Genomic DNA, 12,437 nt, shown 5'->3' with positions numbered 1-12,437 from the left:
TTATAATGTTAATAATTATTAATTTAGCCATCTAATTTTAATTTAACTGAGTATGAAAAAATTTTTACTAACGTGCATGTTAGCTCTAACTGCTGGAGCTTATGCACAAGTAGGACCTCCTTCAGCTGTAAATCCAAATGCCAATAATGGTTATGGTTTTACACAATCTTCGGGAGCCTACACACCACTTTCGGCCAGCCGAACTATTTGGCAATCTGGAGCAACTCTTTCAACCGATGCTATTTCCAGTTTGGTAACAATACCATCCTTTAAGTATAATGGGAGGACGTATAATTCTATTTTTATTAGTAATAATGGGTTTATCACTTTTGGTACAACTCCTAGCGTAGCAACAACCACTACAGGTCTATCAGCTGATTCATCTGCTCCAAATACTATAGAAGGGGCAATTGCTGGTTTTTCGGCGAATTTAGTGAATGCTAATACAACAACTTCTGAAATTGCTTATGAAACGGTAGGCTCTAAATTTGTAGTACAATTTACAGATCTCAAAGTAAGCGGAGGTTCTGCTACTCAATTACTTAATTTTCAAATTCAATTGGATTCATCAAATAATTCAATTGCTATCGTTTATGGAACTTGTGCTTCGGGAAGCGCAAACGGAACAGGGCAGATTGGATTAAAAGGTGCAGAGGCTTCTGATATTAACAATAGAGTAGGGGCTGATTGGACCTCAACAACAGTTGGTACAGCAGCTACATCAAGTGTAACATTAGGGACTACTGGCGGAGCAACAATACCGGCATCTGGACTAACCTTTACATATAACCCAGGAACTTGGATTACTGCTCCAACTACATATGCAACAATTCCTTTTACTGAAAATTTTTCTAATTGGGCAAATGGAAATTCAACACTAGATTTACCTAATGCCTCATATTGGAGAACTTGGCCATCAAGAGGCGATAACTCTTGGAGACAAAGTGATATTTCTTTAAGTGGATTTACTTCAGCTTCGGGTTGGAGCTCAGTCAACGGAACCGCAACAGTAGCTTCTCCGGCTACTGAGCCTACGGCACGATTTCATTCTTATAACTGTTTATATGTTTCTGGATACATGGATTTATATGTAAATCTTTCTGGAAGTTCTGGTGATAGGCTTTTAGCATTTAATTATATTAATCCTACAGGTTCTGATGTTTTACAAATTCAATTATCTACAGACGGTGGAAACACTTTTACTAATATTGGTTCTCCTTTAGGAGTTCAGGCTGCGTGGGCTATGAAAGAGTTTGTTTTACCTTCAACAAGTAGTACAGCGATTTTAAGATTTTTAGCAACCGGAGATAATGGTAGTGATGATATCTATGTAGATAACGTAAATATATTAATTAATAACACTCCTCCTGCATGTACAACCATTACAGCTCCTCTTAATAATGCTACTGGAGTTGTTATTGCTCCCACAATTACTTGGGCTTCAGCTGTGGGGACATCTTCATATAAAATAAATTTAGGAACGATTCCTGGAGGTACTGATGTTCTTAATAGTCTTGATGTAGCGAATGTGCTTACTTATACAATACCTGCTGCAACTCCATTATTGTATGGCAAGCTATACTATGTAACAATTTTGCCTACAAATGTAAACGGTACAGCTACAGGATGTACGGAATTTTCTTTTACAACCAAAAACTTAAATTGTCCTTCTGTGACTGCTCCTGCATCATCTGCGACGGGAGTATCAACTACTCCTGCATTTACATGGGGTGCTGTAACAGACGCTACGGGATATAAGCTTACGATAGGTACTACAGCAGGCGGTAATAATATTTTGAATGCTTTTGATCTTGGAAATGTTACAACGTATACATTACCAACACCATTGATGATTGGAACAAAATATTTTTATACGATAAATGCTTATAATTCTTACAACTCTTCCTTAAGCTGTACTGAAAGAAGCTTTACTACTGCTGGCTGTGCAACTGTGAGTGCACCTGCTGCTGCTGCTACTGGTGTTTCTGTTACACCTACATTTACTTGGACTGCCGCTGCAGGAGTTACTGGTTATAAATTAACTATTGGATCAACTGTAGGTGGTAATAATATTTTAAATGCATTTGATGTAGGTAATGTGACTACTTATACATTACCAACGCCTTTGGCATTGGGAACAAAGTATTATTATACATTGAATAGTTATGATGCTTCAAACACTACTGCAGGATGTACGGAGAGAAACTTTACTACTGTTACTGCATGTCCTACTGTAAGTGCACCAGCTTCTGCTGCTACGGGAGTTTCTGTGACACCTACCTTCACTTGGGCGACTAATGCAAATGCAACAGGATATAAGATTACAATTGGAACTACTTCGGGTGGGAATGATGTGTTAAATGCTTTTGATGTAGGTAATGTTCTTACTTATACTTTACCAACTCCTCTAAATAATGGTATAAAGTATTTTTATACTATCAGTGGATACAATGCGACAAGCACATCTTTAGGATGTTCTGAAAGAAATTTTACGACTTTAGTTACTTGTTTTGCACCTACTGCTTTGGCAATAACTGGTTCAAGTATTACAACATCTGGAGCTACGGCAACTTGGACTGCTCCTTCTACAGTTCCAGCTAACGGATATGAGGTGTATTATAGTACTTCGAGTACAGCTCCGACATTTACAACTCCTTTAAATGCTACAAACTCTGTTACTTCGACTACTACTACTGCTTCTATAAGTGGATTATTATCATCTACAGTATATTATGTTTGGGTAAGATCAGTGTGTATTGGTCCTGATAGAAGCTCATGGACTTCAGTAGTGTCTTTTGCTACATTGTGTCAACCACCTACGCTTCTTTCCACTACAGGAGCAACAGTTTGTCCTAATACTTCAGCTACCCTTTCGGCAACAGCAGATTCGGGAGCAATAATTAATTGGTATAATGGAATGAGTGGTGGTGCTTCTGTGGCAACAGGTACTAGTTTTACTACACCAGCTTTATCAACAACTACAACTTATTATGCAGATGCATCGTATGTAAATACTTCGGCGGGGCAGGCAAGAGCAACATATGCGACAGTAAGTGCTACTGATGCAAGTGATTATGGATTAGTATTTGATGCTACTAGAGCGTTTAAACTTAATTCTGTTAAAGTTTTCTTAGAGAGAAATGCTACGACTAACTTAGTGGTTAATTTAACTAATAGTACAGGAACTGTACTTCAAACTATAACTATTCCGGCAGCGAATTTACCTACTGGTGGAACAACAACTACTCCTGTAAGCTATACAATTGTTTTAGGATGGGATATTAATGTTGGTACTGGCTATAGATTGATGGCAAATTCTGGTCCTTATATGATAAGAGAGAGTGCTTTAGGAGGTTTTCCTTATTCTCTTGGAGCGGCTGGAAATATTACTTCAGGTTATATTAGTGGTACTAGTACCTCATACTATTACTTCTATAGTTGGGATTTAACGACTGTATGTACTTCTTCGCCAAGACAATCAATCGTTGCAACCGTTGACTCTGCTGGATGTCCTAGTTTAGCTACTGGTGAAGTTATTGCAAATGAAAACAATGTTAAAGCTTATCCAAATCCATTTGCAGATGTGTTAAATATTTCAGATGTATCAAATGTGAAATCTATATCTGTGGTAGATATTTCAGGTAAATTGGTTAAAACATTTGATAAGCCAGAATCTGTACTTCATTTAAGAGAATTAAATTCAGGAATGTATTTAGTTATTCTGAATATGAAAGATGGTTCTAAGCAAACTATCAAAGCAATTAAAAAATAATTTATTTTAAATTTCTTTATAAGATTAGGCTGGTCAATTGGCCAGCCTAATTTTTTATAATAAATTTGTGTAAAGAATAAATTAAAAAAGCTTCCCATTTTTTGGAAAGCTTTTTCTTATTCTGTTAAATTTTATTTATCGGGGGATACTGGTTTAATGTCTCCCGTATTCATAAGGTCAAAAACTGTTGGGAAAAACAAAACGAGAATAAAATAAATAATAATCATCAATACGATTAAAGCAAATAGAATAAGTACTAAACTATTCGGCTTATTTTTCTTTTGTGGTTCCATGATTTTGTCGATTTTGGTTAATAGGTCAATTTGTATAAAATCTATTATGCCAATTTCTTGCCACACTGTTTACAATACCGTGCATCATCATCAATATCCTCATTTCCGCATCGGTCGCAGACTAATTCCAAGTTTTGTCTTTTATTCCTCATTTCTGCCGTTACAATTCCTGTAGGAACCGCAATAATAGAATAACCGGCAAGCATCAGAATAACCGCAAAAAATTTCCCCATCGGAGTGATCGGCGAAACATCACCATAACCCACTGTTGTTACCGTTACTACAGCCCAATAAATAGATTGCGGGATTGTTTCAAAACCAGGTCTTCCGCCTTCCACCATAAACATCAGAGAACCAACGATCACCGAAAAAATAATTAAAAATAAAAGGAAAATATATATTTTTCTTGAACTGTTTCTTAAAGCTCGTACAATGACAGATCCATCATTCATAAAATCTAACAGGTTGAAAACCCTGAAAACACGCAGCATTCTGAGCATTCTGAAGATCAGAAAATATTTGGTCACAGGAAAAAAGAAACTCAGATAAAACGGAACCAAAGAAAGAAAATCAATAATACCAAAAAAGCTGAAAATGTAATGCTTCTTATTTTTTAAAACAGCAATTCTTGCCCAATATTCTGCTGTGAAAAATACAGAGATCACCCATTCAGAAATGATGAAATAAACGTGGTATTTTTTATCAAGTTTAGGCACGCTTTCCATCATAATAATGAAAGTGCTAACCAAAATAAGCGATAAAAGCGTAATATCAAACAGTTTTCCGAGTTTTGTATCTGCTCGGTAAATGATCCTAAACAAAAATCTCTTCCAAAGTTTATCTCCAGGAACAAGATTGTGCTCTCTTTCCATGATGTGTTTTTTATTTTAACTAAATTATAACTAATTTCGTCACAAACATACAGAATAAAATGACAATTAAAGAAGTAATTTCTATTATAGAAAAACAGATTGCAATGCCACAGGCGGAAGATTTTGATAATGTAGGACTTCTGTGCGGATTACCTAGCCGTAATGTAAGCGGAGTTTTAGTTTGTCATGATGCTTTAGAAAGTGTGATTGATGAAGCGATTGCCAAAAATTGTAATCTTGTGGTGTGTTTTCATCCTATCATTTTTTCAGGTTTAAAATCTCTTACCGGCAAAAATTATGTTGAAAGAGCGGTTTTAAAAGCAATTGAAAATAAAGTTGCTATTTATGCTATTCACACCGCTTTTGATAATGATTATTCTGGAGTAAATGCAGGAATTTGCAATGCTTTAGGTTTAAAAAATTTAAAGATACTTCAACCGAAGAAAAATAATTTAAAGCAGTTAAATATTTATGTTCCCAGTGATTATTCTGAACAGTTGAAAGAAGCTCTTTTTTCGGCAGGAGCCGGAAACATCGGTTTTTATGATGAATGTAGTTTTAAAACCGAAGGAAACGGTACTTTCAGACCGATTGAAGGTTCAAACCCTTTTTTAGGACAACAGAATGTGAGAGAAAATGCAGATGAAAATATGATTTCTGTAATTTTTGAGGGGTATAAACAACATCAGATTATTGCAGCAATGAAAGAAGTGCATCCTTATGAAGAAGTGGCGCACCAAATTTATTCTTTAGATAATGAAAACCAATATTCAGGATTGGGAATGTATGGCGAATTTGATCAGGAGATGGATGAAAAGGATTTTCTGAGATTTATTAAAGGTAAATTTAATGTTGAGGTGATTAAACATTCAGACTTTACAGGTAAAAAAATAAAAACAGTAGGAGTTTTGGGAGGTTCCGGAGCAAGCGGAATAAAGTCTGCTCTTGCAAAAAAATGTGATGCATACATCACCGGCGATCTTAAATATCATGATTATTTTCAGGCAGAATCTAAAATATTGCTTTGTGATGTAGGACATTATGAATCAGAACAATGGGTTGCTCAACAATTATTTGAAATTTTATCACAAAAAATTAGTACATTTGCAATCTTAAATTCTAGCGAAAAAACAAACCCAGTAAATTATTTCCTTTAGATATGGCAAATTTAACAGATATTTCAGTTGAAGAAAAATTAAGAGCTTTATATGATTTACAGATCATAGATTCAAGATTAGACGAGATTCGTAACACAAGAGGAGAATTGCCAATCGAAGTTGAAGATCTTGAAATTGAAATTGAGGGTCTTGAGACAAGAGCTGAAAAATTTCATGCAGATATTAAAGAGCAGAACGATCAAATCAATACTAAAAATGAAGTGATCAATCATGCAAAAACACTTATTGATAAATACAAATCTCAACAGGATAGCGTAAGAAACAATAAAGAATTTGAAGCTTTAGGAAAGGAGATAGAATATCAGGAACTTGAAATTCAGCTTTCTGAAAAAAGAATCAAAGAATATGGAGCTAAAATTGCTCATAAAGAAGAAACTTTGAATGAGTTGACTACAAAAATCAACGATTTGAAGAATCACCTTAAATTCAAAAAAGAAGAATTGGAAGGTCTTGTTTCTGAAACTCAGAAAGAAGAAGAATATCTTCTTGAAAAGTCTAAAGAATTTGCTGCTAAAATCGACGAAAGATTGTTGGCTTCTTATCACAGAATCAGAACAAGCTCTTCTACAGGTTTAGCGGTTGTAGGTCTTGAAAGAGGTGCTCCGAAAGGATCATTCTTTACAATCCCTCCTCAAAAGCAAATGGAAATTGCTCAGAGAAAGAAAATCATTATTGATGAGCATTCAGGAAAAATTCTTGTAGATGACGAATTGGTAATGGAAGAAAACGAAAAAATGAAATCTGTAATTAAATTCTAATTACTCGTTTTATTAAGAATATAAAGCTGTCTCAAATTTTTGAGACAGCTTTTTTTATGTTAATTGCGAAAGTTAGCAATGATTTAAATTCACCTCCTTTGGAGGGGTGGCGAAAATTTCAAAGAAATTTTTGACGGGGTGGTTCTATGGATGTATTAGTTTAAAAACTACCAAGACTTAAAAAGATTCTCTAAAGGATAAAAAAGCCGCTTCCAAAAGAAACGGCTTCATATTATTTAGTCATGATGCTCATACATCTTATTGTAAAGATCAATAAACTTTTCTTTAATCGCTTTACGTTTAAGCTTTAAAGTCGGCGTAAGAAGTCCCGCTTCAATTCCCCAAACTTCTGGTGTTAATTCAATTTTCTTGATTCTTTCCCAGTTTCCTAAATGTTCGTTGATGTCATCAATCTCTTTTTCTATTCTTGCTTTCAATTCAGGGCTTTTTGCAATCTCTTGCGAAGTGGTACCGATGTTCAGATTATTTCTCATTGCCCAGTTTTTAGCAAATTCAAAATCGGGTTGTACCAAAGCGGTTGGCATTTTTTCGCCGTCACCAACAACCATAATCTGTTCGATAAATTTCGAGGCTTTTGCTAAATTTTCAATCGTTTGTGGGGCAATATATTTACCTCCGGAAGTTTTAAACATTTCCTTCTTACGGTCGGTAATCTGCAGGAAACCATCACTGTCGATGTGACCGATATCTCCGGTTTTGAAATATCCGTCTTCTGTGAATGCCTCTTTGGTTTGCTCCTCATTTTTAAAATAACTTTTAAAAACTGAAGGTCCTTTTACAGTAATCTCTCCATCCTGTTGAATTTTTACGGTTAAATTATCCAATGGATGTCCTACAGTTCCCACTTTCATTTTTCCGAAAGAGTTTACCGAAATTACGGGTGATGTTTCAGTCAGACCATAACCTTCCAAAATAGGAATTCCTGCATTTTGGAACATTAAATTAAGTCGGGAAGACAAAGCTGCCGATCCCGAAACTAAAGTGATAATTTCACCGCCCAAACCTTCTCTCCATTTTTTGAAAACCAGTTTGTCGGCTATAATTTCCTGCAATCCTGAAGGTTTTGAAACTTCTTTCTTTTTTTGAATCAATTGTAAGGCCCAGAAGAAAATTTTCTGTTTTAAACCACCTGCATTAGAACCGGTATTATAAATTTTATCATACACTTTTTCTACCAAACGAGGTACTACACTCATGTAATGAGGTTTTACTTCTTTTACATTTTCACCCATTTTTTCGATGCTTTCGGCAAAATAGATAGAAAAACCATTGTATTGGAAAAGGTAAAACAACATTCTCTCAAAAATATGACAGATTGGTAAAAAGCTTAATACTCTGGTGTCTTTATAATCCAGACTTTTCTTTTTTGGAATTCTAGGAATTGAACCTAAAACATTGGAGACAATATTTTCATGCGTCAACATTACTCCTTTTGGTTTTCCTGTAGTTCCGGAAGTATAGATTAAAGTTGCCAAATCTTCGGTATTGATTGCTTTGGAAAGATCTTCCACTTCAATTTGTGTAGAATCGTCTTCACCCAGATCAAGAATTTCTTTCCAGTTGGCAGCTCCGCTTACATTATCAAAGGTAAAAATACCTTGCAAGCTTGCTACATTATGTTTGATCTTCATTACTTTGGCAAGCAATTCTTTATCAGATACAAAACAGTATTTTATTTCGGCATTATTAAAGATAAATTCATAGTCTTCCGGTGAAATACTAGGATAGACCGGAACTGAAACTACCCCAATCTGAGAAAGCCCAAGATCCATCACTGCCCATTCTGTACGGGAATTTGTTGTAATTAATGCGATTTTATCACCAGGTTTGATGCCTAGTTTTAAAAGCCCTCTCGAAATTTTATTTCCCTGATTGATAAATTCCTGTGTGGAAGTTTTTTTCCATTCACCATGATATTTGGTGACAAACATATCGCTTTTGGGGAAGTGGTCTAAAGCATAGTGAGGTATATCGAATAATCTTTTGATTGACATAATTTTCAAATAATAGTTAGGATTTTAAATATAAGAATTTTTTTTAACTAGGGAAATAAGTTCTTATTGTTTAGAATTTAATAAAATGTATGTCATAATACTTTTAATAATTCAAATTAAAATAATATCTTCTGAATAATTACAAATCTGCTTGAAACCTTCATTAACTCTCAATTAATGAATCTATTTTCAGATTTGCTTAAAAAGTGTAAATTAGCCACCATATAATAGAAAATTTTATGGACTTTAATTTATCAGAAGAACAGCTGATGATTCAGCAGGCAGCAAGAGATTTTGCACAAACCGAACTTTTACCTGAGGTAATTGAAAGAGACCGTGAGCAGAAGTTTCCAGCTGAGCAAGTGAAGAAAATGGGGGAGATGGGACTTTTAGGTATGATGGTTGACCCAAAATACGGTGGTGCAGGAATGGATAGCGTTTCTTACGTTTTGGCAATGGAAGAGATTGCAAAAGTGGATGCTTCTGCAGCTGTGGTAATGTCTGTAAATAACTCTTTGGTTTGCGCTGGACTTGAAAAATTTGCTTCTGAAGAGCAAAAAGTAAAATATCTTACCCCTCTTGCAAGCGGACAGGTAATCGGAGCTTTTGCTTTATCTGAGCCTGAAGCGGGTTCTGATGCGACATCTCAACAAACTACTGCTGAAGATAAAGGAGACTACTATTTATTAAATGGTATTAAAAACTGGATTACAAATGGTGGAACTGCATCTTATTATATCGTAATTGCACAAACTAATCCTGAGAAAAAACATAAAGGAATCAACGCATTTATTGTTGAAAGAGGTTGGGAAGGTTTCGAAATCGGAACGAAAGAAGACAAACTAGGAATCAGAGGAAGTGATACGCATTCTTTGCTTTTCAACAACGTAAAAGTACCGAAAGAAAACAGAATCGGTGAAGACGGTTTCGGATTCAATTTTGCAATGGCTGTTTTGAACGGTGGTAGAATCGGTATTGCTTCTCAGGCTTTAGGTATTGCTTCAGGAGCTTACGAATTGGCTTTGAAATATGCTAAAACAAGAAAAGCTTTCAAGACTGAAATTATCAATCACCAGGCGATTGCTTTCAAATTGGCAGATATGGCTACTCAGATTACGGCTGCAAGAATGCTTTGCTTTAAAGCGGCTTGTGAAAAAGATGCCGGAAAAGATATTTCTGAAAGTGGAGCAATGGCAAAATTATACGCTTCTCAGGTTGCAATGGATACTACCATTGAAGCTGTACAAATTCACGGTGGATACGGATATGTGAAAGAATATCACGTAGAAAGAATGATGCGTGATGCAAAAATCACCCAGATTTATGAAGGAACTTCTGAAATCCAAAAAATTGTGATTTCTAGAAGTATTTCTAAGTAATTAAAAAAACATCAAACACTATCTTATGAAAAAATCTTTGTGGATTACTTTAGGAGTCGTTTTACTTCTTGTAGGAGTTTTCGTTTGGTATAAGTTTTTCTTCGTTTTCGGAGAAGGCGTAAAATCAGGATATCTCAATTATGCCATTAAAAAAGGGTATGTTTTTAAAACGTACGAAGGCAAATTGATTCAGGAAGGTTTTGGAGGAGGTAAAACAGGAACCATTACAAGCTATGAGTTTGAATTTTCTGTATCTGATCCCGAAGTTTTCAAACAACTGGAGCTCAACAGCGGTAAAAACTTTGATCTTCATTATAAAGAATACAAAGGATCACTTCCTTGGAGAGGAAACACAAGATATGTTGTAGATAAGATAGTCAATATGAAATAAATGGAAAAGGCTCTCAATTGAGAGCCTTTTCTTTTACACCAAATCACAATATTAATAAAATTATGAAGTGATAAATTTAAAAGGAAAAACTTAAACTTTATCATTTCTCTTCTTAAAATTTGCTTAAAATTTAATAATAATCTAGTTTGGTTGATTTCCAGACTGTTTGTTGCTTTTCTTTTTGTAGAAATAGTAACCAATCCCGGCAATTACAAAAAGTGGCCAAAGCGGAAGAATAAACAGGAAAATTGAGGTAATTACATTCCAGCCGGAAGAGACTGCGGCTAAAGATTTTCCTCCAAATGTTTCAGGTTTTGCTTTTACCAACGCAGCTTCAGAAGTTCCGTACAACGTAATTTCCATATCACATAGCGTATTGTTTACAAAATATTGCCCGCTCACATCAATTCCTTTATTTTCTACATTTCCAATATTAAAACTAAGGTCATCCATCAGATAATCAAATTTCTGAATCGGAACTTTTACTTTCAGATAAGCGATTTTTGTATCGTTGTTATTAAGAGAAGTATTTTCACTTTTTACAAATCCGTCATATTTTTTCACTAACTCTTTTACGGTTTCTTTGGCTGTTTCAGCATCGTTTACATTCAGTTCCAAAATTCCTGTTTTCTGCATTTTGTTCTGAGAAATTTTTTCTACTTGTTTATGTTTGTCTCTGTAAATGATTTTTGTTTCTTTAATCACTTTCGTAGCCGGAACATTGACCACAATTTTATGAAGAGAATCTTTCTTTTCTGTTTTTGATTCCAGTTTCATACTGCTTATTTTTTCTGATAAAGAATCAACGCTTTTTGAAGTTGCCTCCATCTTTTGAATAGCTTCGCTTTTTGTTTTCTCGAAATCTTTAATTTTAATACTTGCAGAGTCGAATACCGCTTCTGCTTCATTATTAACTGAATTGATTTTCTCACTAACATTTGCAACAGCACTATCTGCGCTGTTAATTGCGTTTTCTAACTGAGGTTGCGTTGCTTCACCTTTTTTACACATTACAAATACGCTTGATACTGCAACTAGTACAATGAACTTTTTCATAAGATTATTTTTTTGTTGAAGTAAAATTAAGAGTGAAGTTTTTGTAATGCTTGTAAAAGAAATGTATGATTTTAGTAAATTTTTATATCTTTGAAAATCAATAATTTGTAAAATTTTTGTAAGTGTTTTACAAAAATTTTAGTTAAATGTTAAAAATGTTAAAAGAAAATATTCATTAGAAATATAATAATATTTACCTTTGCTTTTTAAGACTTTCATAATGAAAAACGTTGGATTGGTAATATTTTCGTTTTTATGGCTCGTTGCAGTATTGAATTGCGGCAATTCTGTTCAACCTACAAGTGATATGAAAACAAATACAGTAATGATTGCAAAGGAGAGTTTTATTGATTTTTCAGAAGTTAGAAGATTAAATAAGGATATTGATTTGAAAGAATTTATGATTCTTGCAACATTTGATCAAACTTTAGATCTTTACGGAAAATTAGAGGATGGAAAGTTTTCCCGATCTGAACCTATACCAACACTTTTTGATAATGAATTTTTTATTGTATTGAAACCACTATTGAAAAAACTAAAATACGGAGATATTAATGTAGTAAGAATTGAAGAAAAAAATTCTGTTTTGAATGTGTATTATAAAGAAATAAAAAACGACGAATATTTATCAAATAAACAAAAAAACCCAATATTGATTTTGAGATTAAAGGGAAATATCCCTTCAAATGTTAAACTTATACCCCTAAATATTTAAAAAGATAA

At 34.2% G+C, this 12,437-nt stretch carries 9 protein-coding genes; 6 read left to right on the top strand and 3 right to left on the bottom strand.

Annotation, left to right across the window (positions count from 1 at the left end; all coding sequences use genetic code 11):
* The first annotated feature begins 76 nt into the window (after positions 1-76).
* Positions 77-3,772 carry an Ig-like domain-containing protein gene (locus FDY99_RS03485; protein WP_162304133.1) on the top strand — a complete coding sequence of 1,232 codons (3,696 nt, stop codon included), beginning with the start codon at positions 77-79 and terminating at the stop codon, positions 3,770-3,772.
* Positions 3,773-4,109: 337 nt separating this feature from the next.
* Here the strand turns inward: FDY99_RS03485 and FDY99_RS03480 are convergent, their stop codons facing one another.
* Positions 4,110-4,937: an ion transporter gene (locus FDY99_RS03480; RefSeq protein ID WP_102979414.1), complete on the bottom strand. Its 828-nt coding sequence runs from the start codon at positions 4,935-4,937 to the stop codon at positions 4,110-4,112.
* 59 nt (positions 4,938-4,996) lie between these two features.
* On the opposite strand from FDY99_RS03480, the gene FDY99_RS03475 reads away from it, so the two are divergent.
* Together FDY99_RS03475 and FDY99_RS03470 are read left to right on the top strand one after the other, a co-directional pair.
* Entirely contained in the window at positions 4,997-6,094 is a 1,098-nt protein-coding gene (locus FDY99_RS03475; protein WP_139419196.1) for a Nif3-like dinuclear metal center hexameric protein, read from the top strand.
* A 2-nt stretch (positions 6,095-6,096) separates the two neighbouring features.
* The gene (locus FDY99_RS03470; RefSeq protein WP_074231614.1) at positions 6,097-6,873 is read left to right on the top strand and encodes a zinc ribbon domain-containing protein; all 777 of its coding nucleotides are present in this window, start codon (positions 6,097-6,099) and stop codon (positions 6,871-6,873) included.
* Between the two features lie 236 nt (positions 6,874-7,109).
* Here FDY99_RS03470 and FDY99_RS03465 read toward each other — a convergent pair whose 3' ends face one another.
* The gene (locus FDY99_RS03465) at positions 7,110-8,888 is read right to left on the bottom strand and encodes an AMP-dependent synthetase/ligase (RefSeq protein ID WP_139419194.1); all 1,779 of its coding nucleotides are present in this window, start codon (positions 8,886-8,888) and stop codon (positions 7,110-7,112) included.
* Positions 8,889-9,127: 239 nt separating this feature from the next.
* On the opposite strand from FDY99_RS03465, the gene FDY99_RS03460 reads away from it, so the two are divergent.
* Together FDY99_RS03460 and FDY99_RS03455 are read left to right on the top strand one after the other, a co-directional pair.
* Positions 9,128-10,267 carry an acyl-CoA dehydrogenase gene (locus FDY99_RS03460; protein WP_079464901.1) on the top strand — a complete coding sequence of 380 codons (1,140 nt, stop codon included), beginning with the start codon at positions 9,128-9,130 and terminating at the stop codon, positions 10,265-10,267.
* 25 nt (positions 10,268-10,292) lie between these two features.
* Entirely contained in the window at positions 10,293-10,658 is a 366-nt protein-coding gene (locus FDY99_RS03455; RefSeq protein WP_115950923.1) for a hypothetical protein, read from the top strand.
* A gap of 141 nt (positions 10,659-10,799) precedes the next feature.
* On the opposite strand, the gene FDY99_RS03450 is transcribed toward FDY99_RS03455, so the two are convergent.
* On the bottom strand, positions 10,800-11,714 hold the full coding sequence (locus tag FDY99_RS03450; RefSeq protein WP_139419191.1) for a DUF4349 domain-containing protein: 915 nt from the start codon (positions 11,712-11,714) through the stop codon (positions 10,800-10,802).
* A gap of 220 nt (positions 11,715-11,934) precedes the next feature.
* Here FDY99_RS03450 and FDY99_RS03445 point away from each other — a divergent pair, with 220 nt between their 5' ends.
* A complete protein-coding gene (locus FDY99_RS03445) occupies positions 11,935-12,429 on the top strand; it encodes a hypothetical protein (protein ID WP_139419190.1) in 495 nt (164 codons plus the stop codon).
* The last annotated feature ends 8 nt before the right edge of the window (positions 12,430-12,437 follow it).

Origin of the sequence: Chryseobacterium mulctrae (assembly GCF_006175945.1) — a bacterium.
Taxonomy (GTDB): Bacteria; Bacteroidota; Bacteroidia; order Flavobacteriales; family Weeksellaceae; genus Chryseobacterium; species Chryseobacterium mulctrae.
The sequence above is the reverse complement of the archived record's forward strand: the minus strand, read 5'-3'. Positions and strand labels throughout refer to the sequence as shown.